Below are 12340 nucleotides of genomic sequence, written 5' to 3'. Positions count from 1 at the left end.
CCCGAAGTGATTGCGCGGCTATCCGGACTTTCCGCCGAGCCCCTCTGGTCAGAAATCGATCTAGAGATCAACCAGGGCGAGTTCATCGCGGTGCTCGGCCCTAACGGGTCGGGCAAATCAACCCTGCTCAATACCATGCTCGGCATCCGCCGCCCGACGAGCGGAACCGTCGAGCTGCCCGAGCGCGTCGGTTTTATCCCGCAGCAGCGGATGTTCCCGCCACACATGCCAGTCCGCGCGCGCGATGTAGTTTCCCTCACGCTGCGCCACGGGGTGGTGACAAAGCGCGCCGCGAGCCGCGCCGAAGTCGACGCCGCGCTCGCCAACGTCGGCGCGTCCCACCTCGCCAACGCCCGCGTGGGCATCCTTTCAGGCGGCCAGCAGCAATTGGTGCGCCAGGCCCAGGCCTTCGCCAATAACCCCGAGCTCGTGCTTGCCGACGAGCCCCTGCTCTCGCTCGACGCCTCCCGCCAACGCGAAACGGTGCGTCGGCTAGCGGCGTCGCCCGCGGCGATCGTGATGGTGACCCACTCGATCGACCCCGTGCTCGAGGTCGTCGACAAGGTGCTCTACCTCGGCCCCAACGGCCATGTCGTCGGCCCGGCGCATGAGGTGCTACGCACGGACGTGCTCAGCGAGCTCTACGGCACGCGTGTTGATGTCGTTACCGTGCGCGGGAGAACGGTGATCGTTTAATGCAGCAGTTCATCGCGCAGACGGCGCACCTGTTGTCGTTTGATTTTGTCATCGCCTCGCTGATCGCGTGCGCGCTCTTGGGGTTCCTCTCCGGCGTGCTCGCGCCCCTGGTGGTGATCCGCCAAATGGCGTTCGCCGTGCACGCCACCTCCGAGCTGGCGCTGATGGGCGCGGCAATCGCACTGGTCGCCAGCGTGAACTTGTCGCTCGGCGCGGTGGCGGGATCGGTCACGGCTGCGATCGTGTTTGTCATGCTGGGCCTTCGCGGCGGCAACGATTCCGCAGTGGGCGCGGTGATGAGCTTCGGCATGGGAGTTTCCGTGCTGTGCATCTACCTCTACCCCGGCAACTCCACGGTGGCGCTGGGCCTTCTCACCGGCCAGGTTGCCGGGGTGAGCAACATGAACCTGGTCGTGCTCGCCGTCTCGACGGTGGTCATCGTGGTGGCCATCACCGTGTTGTGGCGCCCGCTGATGTTCGCCTCCGTGGACCCGTCAATGGCCGCCGCGACGGGCGTGCGGGTGCGTTTCTTCGCCGTCGCGTTCGGTACGCTGCTGGGCATTGCCTCCGCCCAGGCGGTGCAGGTCGTCGGCGCGCTGCTGGTCATGTCTTTGCTGATCACCCCGGGAGCGTCCGCGGTCGCGATCACGGACAACCCCGTCGCGGCGATCGCATGGTTGGTGGTGTTCGCCCAGGCCGCGGCCGTCGGCGGGCTGATCCTTTCCCTGGCACCCGGCATCCCGATCAGCGTGACCGTGGCATTTATTTCCTTCGGCATCTACGTCCTGTGCCGAGTAGTTGAGCGCGTCCGCGCATCCCGGCTGCAGAAGATGGACGCCTGAACCCGTGTCCATCACCCGTCGCACACTGGACCACCAGGACCGTCAGCGCCGCTACATCGAAGTCACCGGGGAAAATCCCGTGCCGCACCCGGAGACGCTCGTGCTGTTTTTGCATGGGTCACTGCAGTCGGGCAGCGTGGCGCGCAACTTCACCGCGAACACCTTCGATGCTCTCGCCACGGACACAACCACCGTGCTCTACCCCGACGGCGTCGGGCGCCACTTCAACGACCTGAGGCGCGGATTGACCGAATCGGCGCGCACCCTCGGCGTCGACGACGTCGGTTTCCTCAAGACACTGATTTCCATTTATGACCCGGCGCGGGTGATCGGCTGCGGCTTTTCCAACGGCGGCCAGATGCTGCTGCGCATGCTGTGCGAGGCCCCGGCGACGCTCGCGGGCGTGGCCCTGTTCGGCTCCGCCGCGCCCACCGACGACAACATGATCTGCTCCACCGAGCGCTGGGTGCCCACCCCGATCCTTTGCGTCCAGGGCACCGCGGACCCGATCGTCCCCTACAACGGCGGGCTGGCGGGCATCTCTGAGTTCAACCGTGGGAAAGCGCGCTCCGCACTAGACTCCGCCCGCTTTCTCGCCCAGCTCAACCACGCGGGCGAGCACGTGACCACCCGGCCCGCCGAGGGGGTGCGTGTCGACAGCTTTGCCGGTGAGGCACCGGTCGAGCTGTGGTCGATCGAGGGCATGGGCCACCTCGTGCCCGCCCGGAAGCGCCTTGACCCCCGCCTCGGCCCCGGCACCGACAAGGTCGTCGGCGCGCAGCTGGTCCGGGAGTTCTTCGCGCTCTAGTTCGCCGCGGCGCGGCGCTGGCGGGCGAACTCGCTGAGCACGACTCCCGCGGCGACGGACGCGTTGAGGGATTCCACCCAGCTCTCAGTGGGGATGGACATCAGCACATCGCAGTTCTCGCGCACCAGCCTAGAGATACCCTTGCCCTCGGAGCCGACGACGATGACCACCGGGTCCGCCCCGCCGTCGAAGGTGTCAAGCGTGTGCTCGCCTCCCGCGTCGAGCCCGACAACAATGTAGCCGTTGTCCTTGAACTCTTTGATGGTGCGCGTGATGTTGACGGCCTTGGCCACCGGCAGCCGCGCCGCCGTGCCCGCCGAGGTGCGCCACGCCACGCCCGTGACCTGCGCGGAACGACGCTCGGGAATGATCACGCCGTGGCCGCCGAAGGCCGCGGTGGAGCGGATCACGGCGCCGAGGTTGCGCGGGTCGGTGATGTTGTCGAGAACGACGAACATCCCGGTCTGCCCGCGGTCTTTCACGCCCGCCATCAGGTCGAACACGTCGGCGTACTTATAGGGCTGGATCTTCAGCCCGATGCCCTGGTGCAGGCCGTTGCCGGTCATGGTGTCGAGGTCGCGGCGCGGCACCTCGTGCACCGGCAGCCCCTTGGAGTTGGCGAGCGTGACGGCTTCGGAGAGACGGTCATCGTGCGCGGTGCCCAGCGCGACGAAAAGCGCCTCGGCCGGCACCTTCGCGTGCAGGCACTCCACCACCGGGTTGCGCCCGACAACCAGGTCCGCCTTTTCCTTCTCGTGCCTGCCGGAGTCGCGGCGCTGGCGCTCGAGCTTGCGCTTGTGCGCGGAGTGGTAGACGCGGTCCTCCGCCTTCGGGGTGGCCTTCTTGCCTTCCAGGCCGCGGCGGCGCTGGCCTCCGGAGCCCTTCGTGGCGCCCTTCTTCGACGTCTTGATCACGTCGGGTCGCTGGTACGGTTTCGCCATAAGTTTTTGCGTTCCTTTAGTTTTTCAGGGCCCACTGCGGGCCGTCGGCGGTGTCTGTGATGTCAATTCCTGCTGCGGCGAGCCTGTCGCGCACCGCGTCGGCGCTCGCCCAGTCCTTCTCTGCGCGCGCGGCGGCGCGCCGCTCGAGCTCCGCGGCGACCAGCACGTCGAGGGCCTTGTTCGCCGCCTCGCTTGACGACGCTCCCCCGACGCCCTCACCGGCGGCGCGCGCCCACTCGCCGGGATCCACGCCCAGCACAGCGGCCATCGCGCGGACACCGCCCGCGATCTCGGAGGCCCGTGCGCCGTCGCCCGCGGCCAGGGCCTTGTTTCCCTCGCGCACGTGGTTGTGGATTTCCGCGAGGGCTTTCGGGACGCTGAAGTCGTCGTTAAGGGCCTGCTCAAACTGCGGGGTCCACGTCGTCTTTTCCGGGGTGCCGGCGCGGGCGACGAAGTCCTCGATGCGGCGGTAGCCGGCGGCGGCCTCGCTCAGGGCCTCCGGGGAGTACTCCAGCACGCTGCGGTAATGGGCGGAACCTAAGTAGTAGCGCAGCTCCACCGGGCGCACGGTGGAAAGCATGTTGTCGATCGAGAGCACGTTGCCTAAAGACTTCGACATCTTTTCCCCGGCCATGGTCACCCAGTGGTTGTGCATCCAGTAGGTGGCGAACCCGTCGCCGGCGGCGTGAGACTGCGCCTGCTCGTTTTCGTGGTGCGGGAACTGCAGGTCGAGGCCCCCGGCGTGGATGTCGAAGGAGCCGCCGAGGTACCAGGTGGCCATGGCCGAGCACTCGATGTGCCAGCCCGGGCGGCCCTCGCCCCACGGCGTCGGCCAGCTTGGCTCCCCCGGCTTCGCGGCCTTCCACAGCGCGAAGTCGTGAGGGCCGCGCTTGCCCCGGTTGTCGGGCTCGCCCGGCTCCATCTCCTCGACCCGGTTGCCCGAGATCGAGCCGTAGTCGCTGCCTTCAGCGCGCACCCACGCGGCGACGTCGAAGTAGACGGAACCGGCGGCCTCGTAGGCAAAGCCGTTGTCGATCAGCCGGCGCATGTAGTCGACCATCTGGGTCACATGCCCCGTCGCCCGCGGTTCCACCGACGGCGGGAGCACTCCGAGCAGGTTGTAGGCGCGGGTGAACTCGCGCTCGTAGGTGGACACCCACTCCCACCAGGGGCGGCCGTTTTCGGCCGCCTTGGCCAGGATTTTGTCGTCGATGTCGGTGACGTTGCGCACGAACGCCACGTCGTAGCCCTTGGCCAGAAACCAGCGGCGCACGATGTCGAAGGCAACGCCGGAACGCAGGTGACCGATGTGCGGCGACGATTGAGGCGTCGCGCCGCAGAGGTAGATCGAGACGTGGCCCTCGCGGACCGGCTCGAAAACACGCGAGCGGCGCGCGGACGTATCAAAAATGCGTTGGATTCCGGAAGTCACGCAGGCCAGTCTAGCCGTTGGCCGGACCGGGACCGCCCGCAAGCTCAACCAGCGCCGTTGCCACCGCGGCGCGGCCCTGCCCGGATCCGGTAAAGCCCATGTGATCGGTCGTCGTCGCCGAGACGCTCACCGGCGCGCCGAGCGCATCGCTCAGCGCCTGCTCCGCCTCCTGGCGCACCGCACCCATGCGCGGCGTCTGCGCGATAAGCTGCGCGGAGACGTTGTGGATCACGATGCCGTGGGCGTCGACAAGCTCGCGCAACTCTTTTAGAAGCTGCAGGCCGCGCACCCCGTCGTACTCGGGCCTGCCGACGCCGATGAAGGAGCCGAGATCGCCTAAGCCGGCCGCGGAGAGCACCGCGTCGACGACTGCGTGGCTGACGACGTCTCCGTCGGAGTGCCCCTCGCAGCCGTCAACGCCGTCGTGGTAGATCCCGGCGATCCAGCACTGCTTGCCCGCCTGAATCTGGTGCGCATCAAAGGCGGTGCCCACGCGCAGGTTACCCATGTCCTAGTCCTTTCCTACAGTTCCTACTGTGCCCGGGACCTCGAAGATCGTCGGCTCGGCCTCGTCGGTAATGCTCGACGCCAGGCGCATGTCGATCGGGGTGGTGATCTTGAACGCCATCGGGTCGCCCGGAACCGTGAGCACATCCACGCCGAACCACTCCACCAGGCTCGCGTCGTCGGTTGCGCTAAATCCCGCATCGTCCTGTGCGCGGTACGCCTCGTTCGCCGCGCGCAGAACCTTCAGATCGAAGCCCTGCGGGGTTTGCACGGCGCGTAACGACGCCCGATCCGGCGTCGCCGCCACCCGCCGCCCGTCGACGACCTTGATCGTGTCAGCCACCGGCACCACGGGCACCACCGCCTGGTTGCCGTCGAGCACGGCACGGGCGACGCGGGCGATCATGCCGGGCGGGGTCAGCGCGCGGGCGGCATCGTGGATGAGCACCACGGCATCATCGTCGGCGATGGTGTGCAACCCCTGCCAAATGGAGTCCGCGCGCTCGGCGCCGCCGTGGACGAAGCGCACCGGCGCACCCGGCAGCGCGGCCCTGGCCAGCCCCTCCATCTCGGGGCTGACCACGACGACGATCTCGTCGACGATCTGCGAGGTCTCCATCGCGGTCACCGAGCGCTGCACAAGGCTGCGCCCGCGCAGGGGCACAAACGCCTTCGGCACGGCCGCGCCCAGCCGGGTGCCCTGCCCCGCCGCCGCGATCAGGGCGATGACCCTGCGCTTCATCTACGCCTCGTCGGGGCCGAGATCCGTATCGTCCGCGTCATCCGCGTCATCGAAGCTCAGGTCATCGAGGTCGACGTCGTCGTCGAAGTCCTCGCGCGGATCGATCGAGATCCCGGCCGCGACCTGGCGCTGGATGATCTCGTTGATTCCGGACTCCATCTCCTCTGCCTTGGCCTCGTCAACAGGCGTCGCCAAGGCGAGCTCACCGACGAGAATCTGACGCGCCTTGCCCAGCATGCGCTTCTCACCGGCGGACAGGCCCTTGCCCTGGTCGCGGCGCCACAGGTCGCGCACAACCTCGGCGACCTTGTTGATGTCGCCGGAGGCGAGGCGCTCCTGGTTCGCCTTGTAGCGCCGCGACCAGTTGCCGGCCTCCTCGACATCAGTTTCGCGGAGCACGGAGAATACTTTGCGCAGCCCGGCCTCGTTGACCACGTCGCGCACGCCGACGAGCTCGCTGTTTTTCACGGGGACGCGGACCTCCAGGTCGGACTGGAGGATCTTCAAAACGAGGAAGTCGAGAGTCTCCCCGCCCATCTCGCGCTCCTCAATGTCGGCGATGCGTGCCGCGCCATGATGCGGGTAGACAACAACTTCTCCGACTTTGAATTCCATGTTTCTCCTTGCCGGGACCGGGGGTTACAACCCCACCACCCTACCACCTGTTTTCCAACCGCACCGCGGCGGCTGGGGCGCGGCTGGGGCTACCCCCGCCGCAGTATGACGTTGCCCCCACCACAGACGTAAAACTGGGAAAATCCGGGGCCCACGCAGTAGTGTTAGCTGAAAGAAACCCCCTGTTGATTATTTATGGAGGACATCACAGTGAAGTCCCTGAAGCCGGTGGCCGCAGCCTCCGCCGTCGCAGCGTCCGCTCTTTTGCTCGCCTCGTGCTCTGCCGGGCAGATTACGCAGACCTCCTCCCAGGTCGCGGCCGTCGACGGCGCGAGCGTTTCCAGCGAGGACGGCGCCGTCGCAGTCCAGGACGTAACGGTCCTGCTCAATGAGGACGGACGCGTCGCCTTGAAGTTCACCGCGATCAACCAGGATTCATCCATGAACACGCACCGCCTCGTCTCCGCTGAGGTCGATGGCCAAAACGTCGAGTTCAACCCGGCCCCGCGCGAGATCCCGACTCAGTGCTCGGTGGTGGGCGACTCCGCCGAGGGCCTCGACGCCCTGCCGCAGGCTGACACCGATTGCATCCAGTACGTCGAGACCTCCCTCGACAACGACGCGTTCGCCTACGGCGGCACCGTCGGTGTCACGTTCACCTTCGACGCCGGAACCGTCTCCGTCGACGCTCCGGTCTCCGCACCGCTGCTGCCCTCCGGCGAGTCCAACCGCGGGCTTGGCGAAGAGCACTCGGGCCACTAGAGCTTCGCTTTTCGACGCCTCCCCCTCACACCGCATCCCGCCTACGGCGAGGTGCGGTTTTTCGTGATCTGGCAGCGGTGTATGTCTTAGGCGTGTCTTAGAGTGTCGGCATGGCGAAGAAACAGCGCGTGATCCACACCTGCTCCGAATGCGGCTACTCCTCACCCAAGTGGCTGGGTCGCTGCCCCGAGTGCGGGTCGTGGGGGACGCTGCAGGAAGAAACGCCGCTCGCGGCGGCTGCCTCGAGCGCGACGAGCCCCGCACACCTGCAGGCCCTGACCCCGGCCGCCCCGGCGCAGCCGATCACCGCGATCGACCCTGCGCTCACCGCCGCCGTGCCCTCCGGCATCGGCGAGCTCGACCGCGTCCTCGGCGCCGGTGTCATCCCGGGCTCCGTCGTTTTGATGGCGGGTGAACCCGGCGTGGGCAAGTCCACCCTGTTGCTCGAGGTCGCCTCCCGGTGGGCGGCGCTCGGCGGGCGCAAGGCCCTGTACGTCACGGCCGAGGAATCCGCCGGCCAGGTCCGCTCGCGCGCCGAGCGCACCGCTGCCCTGCAGCCCAGCCTGTTCCTCGCCGCGGAGTCCAACCTCGACGTCGTCTTCGGCCACGTCGAGCAGATCAAGCCGTCGCTGCTCATCGTCGATTCAGTCCAAACCATGCACGCCCCCGGGGTCGAGGGCGTGGCAGGCGGTATCGCCCAGTCGCGCGCGGTCACCGCCGCCCTGACCACGCTGGCGAAGACCACGGACGTGCCGATCCTGCTCGTCGGCCACGTCACCAAGGACGGCAACGTCGCTGGTCCGCGCGTGCTCGAGCACCTCGTCGACGTAGTTCTGAACTTCGAGGGAGACCGGCAGTCGAGCCTGCGCATGCTGCGCGGGATCAAGAACCGTTTCGGCGCGACCGACGAGGTCGGCTGCTTCGAGCAGACCGCCGAAGGCATCCGCGAGGTCTCCGACCCCTCCGGGCTGTTCCTCTCCCACCGCGGAAAAACCCCGGACGGCTCCGCGGTCACCGTCGCAATGGACGGCGTGCGCCCGATCCTGGCGGAGGTCCAGGCCCTGACCGTCGACCCAGTGAACAAGAGCCCGCGACGCGTGGTCACCGGCCTCGACTTCAACCGCGTACCCATGGTGCTCGCCGTGCTGCAGGCGCGCTGCAACGAGCGCACCAACGACAAGGACGCCTACGTCGCCACCGTCGGCGGGGTGAAAATCACCGAGACAGCCACCGACCTCGCCGTCGCCCTGGCCACCTGGTCGAGCCTGCACGAAAGACCGCTGCCGCACAAGACCGTCGTGGTCGGGGAAGTCGGGCTCGCCGGCGAGCTGCGCCGGGTACCCAATCTCACTCGGCGCCTCCAGGAGGCGGCCCGCCTGGGTTACAAGTACGCCATCGCGCCTGCCGGAGAAAAGATCAACATCCCAGGGATGCGGGTGAGCCAAGTCTCCACGCTCAACGAAGCCATCGCCCTCGTTGCGGGAGGATAGAATGATCAACCATGACCGACCCATCCTCTGAACCGAAAACCCTGCGCAGCACGCTCGAGCTGCTCGCTCCAGGAACAGCGCTGCGCGACGGGCTCGAGCGCATCCAGCGCGGCCACACCGGCGGGCTGATCGTGCTCGGCGACGGGCCGGAGGTCACCCACATCTGCGACGGCGGGATCGAGTTCGACGTCGACTTCCAGCCCACGCTGTTGCGCGAGCTGAGCAAGATGGACGGGGCGGTGATCCTCTCCAGCGACGTATCGCGCATCGTGCGGGCCAACGTCCAGCTCGTCCCCTCGCCCTCCTACCCCACCGTGGAAACGGGGACCCGCCACCGCGCCGCCGAGCGCACCGCTCTGCAGACCGGCGTGCCCACGGTGTCGGTGTCCGCGTCCATGAACACGCTGACGCTCTACGCCAACGGCAAGCGCCACCTGCTCGACGAGCCAGCGGTACTGACCGCCCGCGCCAACCAAGCGCTGTCCACCGTGGAGCGCTACCGCAGCAGGCTCGACCTGGCCGGCCAGCGCCTCTTCGTCGCCGAGATGAACGACTACGCCACGGTCGCCGACGTACTCAACGTGCTGCAGCGCCAGATCATGCTGGCCCGCGCGGCAAACGACATGGATGAGGGCATCGTTGAATTAGGCGTCGATTCGCGCCAGCTCGCCCTGCAGCTCACCGAGCTGCGCGGCTCCATCGAGGAAGACGTTGAGATGCTCGTTCGCGACTACATCGCCTCCCCGACGGTTCCCTCGGACGAGCAGGTAGCCGCGGCGCTCGCCACGTTGGGTGAGCTGCCGGATTCCGAGCTGCTCAATACCGCGTCGCTGGCGCGCCCGCTGGGGCTGCCCGCCACCGAGGAAAACCTGATGCATGACGTGGTGCCGCGCGGCTACCGCGCCCTTTCACGCGTGCCACGGGTGCAGCGTTTCCTCATGGACCACGTGGTCTCCGAGTTCGGCTCGCTGCCCGACCTCCTCGGCGCGGACCCCGAGCGACTCGCGGACGCGGAGCATGTCTCCCCGCTGTGGGCGCGCCACATCTACGAGGGCCTGCGGCGGCTGACCTAGCGGATGGTGAAGTCCGCCGGGTTGGACGCGGAATCGCCGACCACGGCGTGCAGGTAGTAGGCGCCCCCGGCCACTGGCTCGCGATTCGTGCACTGGCCGGGCTTCGACCCTGTGGCGGACCAGCGGGCCTCGAACAAGCGCGGCTCGCCCGGCGCGAAAGTTTCCTCGCCGGTGACGACGGGCGGGTAGCAGTCAACGTCCGACCAGACGCGCTGGTTATCGTTCATGGTGTAGACCTCGAAGCGCAGCTGGTTGTCGTCGAGGTTGATCACGCAGTCGGCCTTGGTCGGATTGCTGATCTTCATGTAGAATACCGGCTGGTCGCCCGCGGCGTAGCTGGGTTCACTGGTCTGCGCCTCAATGTCGAGGTCGGCCAGCTCGCAGGTTTCCTTGCCGTCGGTGTTGACCGTCGGCGTTGCCTCAGTGGACGATTCGGCGGTGGTCGTCGCCGTCGCCGTGGTGGTTTCTTCGTCGCTGGGGGCCGGGACCGTGGGCTCTGTGGTGATCTGTTCCGTCGGCGGTGCGGCCGTGGTGGATTCCGCCGTCTCGCCAGCGCCGGAGCCCGAGCGGGCCCACGCCGTCAGCCCCCACACGAGCAGGGCGACGAGCACCAGGAGGATCACCAGCGCGGCCACGCGGCGGCGCGTGTAGATTTCGGGTGGAAGCGGCCTGCTGTCTAGGGTCTGGTGGTGCTGGTTGTTCACAATTGTGAACTTTAGCGCGCGAAATGTGTAGCGACGGTCTCGACGCGGCCATCCGCCAGGCTGTATCTCGCCGCGACAACCCCGATCGACCCGTCGTCCGTGCCGTCCTGGAGCGCAGGGATGCGATCGACGAGGTGACGCGCGGTGATCCTGGCGTGCTCGCGTTCAATCTCGTTGCGGCTGGTCTTTCCGTGGCCCTTCGACCAGATCACCGACGGCGCAATCTTTTCGACGAACACGCGCTGCAGCCCGAGCGGGATTTCGGCGTTTTCCACGGCGGTCAGTGCCGCACCGATCGCGCCGCAGGCCTCGTGGCTGAGCACGATCACCAGCTTGACACCGAGGCTGGTCACCGCGAAGTCGACGGAACCCGACACCGCGGCGTCCACGCAGCCACCGGCGGTGCGGATGACAAACATGTCGCCGAGGCCAGCGTCGAAAAGCATCTCAACGGGCACGCGCGAGTCGGAGCAGGCGAGCACGGCGGCGACAGGGGCCTGGCCGTCGCGCAGCTCGAGGCGGCGCTCGGCGGTGCTGTTGGGGTGCTCGACGTTGTCGGTGGCAAACCGGTCGTTGCCGGCGAGCAGGTGTTCCCACACGTCGGCGGGAGTGGCTGTGGTGGGCTCGTTCATGCCCACTATTGTGGCACTCATTGTGGACATGCAGACGAAAGTTATCGACTTTTTTCGGGCCAACGCCCGCGACCTGCCGTGGCGCCGCGCCGGAACGAGCGCGTGGGGAGTGCTTCTCAGCGAGGTGATGAGCCACCAAACCCCGGTCGCGCGCGTCGCCCCGATCTGGCAGGAGTGGATCAGGCGCTGGCCCACCCCTGCCGACTTCGCTGCCGCCAGCGGCGACGAGGTGCTGCGCGCCTGGGGTTCGCTGGGGTACCCGCGCCGCGCGCTGAGGCTTCTCGATTGCGCGCGCATAATCGTCGCGGATCACGGCGGAGAGGTGCCGCGCGATGTCGATACGCTTCTGAGCCTGCCGGGAATCGGCGCGTACACCGCCCGGGCGGTGGCCTGCTTCGCCTATGGCGCCAACGTCGCGGTGGTGGACACGAACGTGCGCCGCGTCTACGCGCGCGCCGTCGAAGGCAGGTTTCTCGCACAACCCCGCGCGGGCGAAATCGCCGATGTTGCGGCGCTACTGCCGGCGCAGGACGGGCCGGTGTTCTCCGCCGGGCTGATGGAGCTCGGCGCACTTGTGTGCACCGCGACGAACCCGGAGTGCGGATCTTGTCCCTTGGAAAGGCAGTGCGCGTGGGTCGCCGCCGGCAAGCCCGCGCCGAGCGAGGCGGAGCTCAAGCGCAAGATAGTGCAAAAGTTCGCCGGCACAGACCGCCAGGTGCGCGGCAAAATCATGAAGGTGCTGCGCGAGGCGCCCGGGCCCGTTGCGCAGGAGCGTATCGACGTCGTGTGGCCGGACGCGGCCCAGCTCTCCCGCGCGCTGTTTTCGCTGCTTGACGACGGCCTGGCGACCCAGAACGCCGACGGCACATTCCGGCTGCCCAGTTAAAGGCGCGCCGGCTCTATTTCCACTTGCCGCGGAAGTTCAGCCCGCCGGGAAGATTCACCCACAGCCCGCCGCGGGAGTTGACGGTGATCGGGCCGACCTTCTTGGACACTGACCCGCCGGACTTGGACAGGTTCAGCCAGGAGTTGCGGCCGAGCTTTTTCTTCTTTCGGTAGTAGAGTCCCATGGCGCAATCTTATCGGCACCCGCGGG

General features: G+C 67.7%; 15 protein-coding genes. 7 read left to right on the top strand and 8 right to left on the bottom strand.

Translation table 11 applies throughout. The features are described from left to right. Nucleotides 1-6 precede the first annotated feature (6 nt). From HMPREF0298_RS07765 to HMPREF0298_RS07755, 3 genes are read left to right on the top strand one after another with little or no spacing between them, the layout of a single operon-like run. Entirely contained in the window at nucleotides 7-696 is a 690-nt protein-coding gene (locus tag HMPREF0298_RS07765; RefSeq protein WP_006840603.1) for a metal ABC transporter ATP-binding protein, read from the top strand. Then, complete coding sequence (locus tag HMPREF0298_RS07760; RefSeq protein WP_006840602.1) at nucleotides 696-1538, top strand: metal ABC transporter permease; 843 nt, start codon at nucleotides 696-698, stop codon at nucleotides 1536-1538. Before HMPREF0298_RS07765 ends, HMPREF0298_RS07760 begins: the two co-directional genes overlap by 1 nt. Before the next feature lie 4 nt (nucleotides 1539-1542). Next, nucleotides 1543-2346 carry a CE1 family esterase gene (locus tag HMPREF0298_RS07755; RefSeq protein WP_006840601.1) on the top strand — a complete coding sequence of 268 codons (804 nt, stop codon included), beginning with the start codon at nucleotides 1543-1545 and terminating at the stop codon, nucleotides 2344-2346. Here the strand turns inward: HMPREF0298_RS07755 and rlmB are convergent. From rlmB to HMPREF0298_RS07730, 5 genes are read right to left on the bottom strand one after another with little or no spacing between them, the layout of a single operon-like run. Beyond that, nucleotides 2343-3287: a 23S rRNA (guanosine(2251)-2'-O)-methyltransferase RlmB gene (gene rlmB, locus HMPREF0298_RS07750; RefSeq protein ID WP_006840600.1), complete on the bottom strand. Its 945-nt coding sequence runs from the start codon at nucleotides 3285-3287 to the stop codon at nucleotides 2343-2345. The genes HMPREF0298_RS07755 and rlmB overlap by 4 nt on opposite strands. 16 nt (nucleotides 3288-3303) lie before the next feature. After that, nucleotides 3304-4719 carry a cysteine--tRNA ligase gene (cysS, locus tag HMPREF0298_RS07745; protein ID WP_245527471.1) on the bottom strand — a complete coding sequence of 472 codons (1416 nt, stop codon included), beginning with the start codon at nucleotides 4717-4719 and terminating at the stop codon, nucleotides 3304-3306. 10 nt (nucleotides 4720-4729) lie between these two features. Next, complete coding sequence (gene ispF, locus HMPREF0298_RS07740) at nucleotides 4730-5227, bottom strand: 2-C-methyl-D-erythritol 2,4-cyclodiphosphate synthase (protein WP_006840598.1); 498 nt, start codon at nucleotides 5225-5227, stop codon at nucleotides 4730-4732. 3 nt (nucleotides 5228-5230) lie between these two features. Next, nucleotides 5231-5968: a 2-C-methyl-D-erythritol 4-phosphate cytidylyltransferase gene (ispD, locus tag HMPREF0298_RS07735; protein ID WP_006840597.1), complete on the bottom strand. Its 738-nt coding sequence runs from the start codon at nucleotides 5966-5968 to the stop codon at nucleotides 5231-5233. After that, nucleotides 5969-6583 carry a CarD family transcriptional regulator gene (locus HMPREF0298_RS07730; RefSeq protein ID WP_006840596.1) on the bottom strand — a complete coding sequence of 205 codons (615 nt, stop codon included), beginning with the start codon at nucleotides 6581-6583 and terminating at the stop codon, nucleotides 5969-5971. 195 nt (nucleotides 6584-6778) lie between these two features. On the opposite strand from HMPREF0298_RS07730, the gene HMPREF0298_RS07725 reads away from it, so the two are divergent. The 3 genes from HMPREF0298_RS07725 (at nucleotide 6779) to disA (ending at nucleotide 9908) form a co-directional block, all read left to right on the top strand. Next, on the top strand, nucleotides 6779-7345 hold the full coding sequence (locus HMPREF0298_RS07725; RefSeq protein ID WP_006840595.1) for a hypothetical protein: 567 nt from the start codon (nucleotides 6779-6781) through the stop codon (nucleotides 7343-7345). A gap of 110 nt (nucleotides 7346-7455) precedes the next feature. After that, nucleotides 7456-8835 (top strand): DNA repair protein RadA, encoded by a 1380-nt coding sequence (gene radA / locus HMPREF0298_RS07720; RefSeq protein ID WP_006840594.1) that lies wholly within the window; start codon nucleotides 7456-7458, stop codon nucleotides 8833-8835. Nucleotides 8836-8846: 11 nt separating this feature from the next. Next, the gene (gene disA / locus HMPREF0298_RS07715) at nucleotides 8847-9908 is read left to right on the top strand and encodes a DNA integrity scanning diadenylate cyclase DisA (RefSeq protein WP_006840593.1); all 1062 of its coding nucleotides are present in this window, start codon (nucleotides 8847-8849) and stop codon (nucleotides 9906-9908) included. On the opposite strand, the gene HMPREF0298_RS07710 is transcribed toward disA, so the two are convergent. Further along, the gene (locus tag HMPREF0298_RS07710) at nucleotides 9905-10612 is read right to left on the bottom strand and encodes a hypothetical protein (protein ID WP_006840592.1); all 708 of its coding nucleotides are present in this window, start codon (nucleotides 10610-10612) and stop codon (nucleotides 9905-9907) included. The two genes, disA and HMPREF0298_RS07710, sit on opposite strands and share 4 nt — an antisense overlap. Nucleotides 10613-10623: 11 nt before the next feature. Beyond that, nucleotides 10624-11244 (bottom strand): carbonic anhydrase, encoded by a 621-nt coding sequence (locus HMPREF0298_RS07705; protein WP_006840591.1) that lies wholly within the window; start codon nucleotides 11242-11244, stop codon nucleotides 10624-10626. On the opposite strand from HMPREF0298_RS07705, the gene HMPREF0298_RS07700 reads away from it, so the two are divergent. Continuing rightward, nucleotides 11243-12130 (top strand): HhH-GPD family protein, encoded by an 888-nt coding sequence (locus HMPREF0298_RS07700; RefSeq protein ID WP_006840590.1) that lies wholly within the window; start codon nucleotides 11243-11245, stop codon nucleotides 12128-12130. The two genes, HMPREF0298_RS07705 and HMPREF0298_RS07700, sit on opposite strands and share 2 nt — an antisense overlap. Before the next feature lie 13 nt (nucleotides 12131-12143). Here HMPREF0298_RS07700 and HMPREF0298_RS11835 read toward each other — a convergent pair whose 3' ends face one another. Further along, a complete protein-coding gene (locus HMPREF0298_RS11835) occupies nucleotides 12144-12314 on the bottom strand; it encodes a DUF4236 domain-containing protein (protein WP_006840589.1) in 171 nt (56 codons plus the stop codon). Between the last annotated feature and the right edge of the window lie 26 nt (nucleotides 12315-12340).

This window comes from Corynebacterium lipophiloflavum DSM 44291 (assembly GCF_000159635.1).
Taxonomy (GTDB): Bacteria; Actinomycetota; Actinomycetes; order Mycobacteriales; family Mycobacteriaceae; genus Corynebacterium; species Corynebacterium lipophiloflavum.
This window is presented reverse-complemented; position numbering and strand designations above follow the sequence as displayed.

Bases quoted from the DNA above. Each gene is read 5' to 3' on its own strand.
- HMPREF0298_RS07760 (WP_006840602.1), top strand. From the start codon at position 696: ATGCAGCAGTTCATCGCGCAGACGGCGCACCTGTTGTCGTTTGATTTT.
- rlmB (WP_006840600.1), bottom strand. From the start codon at position 3,287: ATGGCGAAACCGTACCAGCGACCCGACGTGATCAAGACGTCGAAGAAG.
- ispF (WP_006840598.1), bottom strand. From the start codon at position 5,227: ATGGGTAACCTGCGCGTGGGCACCGCCTTTGATGCGCACCAGATTCAG.
- ispD (WP_006840597.1), bottom strand. From the start codon at position 5,968: ATGAAGCGCAGGGTCATCGCCCTGATCGCGGCGGCGGGGCAGGGCACC.
- HMPREF0298_RS07730 (WP_006840596.1), bottom strand. From the start codon at position 6,583: ATGGAATTCAAAGTCGGAGAAGTTGTTGTCTACCCGCATCATGGCGCG.
- HMPREF0298_RS07725 (WP_006840595.1), top strand. From the start codon at position 6,779: ATGGAGGACATCACAGTGAAGTCCCTGAAGCCGGTGGCCGCAGCCTCC.
- radA (WP_006840594.1), top strand. From the start codon at position 7,456: ATGGCGAAGAAACAGCGCGTGATCCACACCTGCTCCGAATGCGGCTAC.
- disA (WP_006840593.1), top strand. From the start codon at position 8,847: ATGACCGACCCATCCTCTGAACCGAAAACCCTGCGCAGCACGCTCGAG.
- HMPREF0298_RS07700 (WP_006840590.1), top strand. From the start codon at position 11,243: ATGCCCACTATTGTGGCACTCATTGTGGACATGCAGACGAAAGTTATC.
- HMPREF0298_RS07705 (WP_006840591.1), bottom strand. From the start codon at position 11,244: ATGAACGAGCCCACCACAGCCACTCCCGCCGACGTGTGGGAACACCTG.
- HMPREF0298_RS11835 (WP_006840589.1), bottom strand. From the start codon at position 12,314: ATGGGACTCTACTACCGAAAGAAGAAAAAGCTCGGCCGCAACTCCTGG.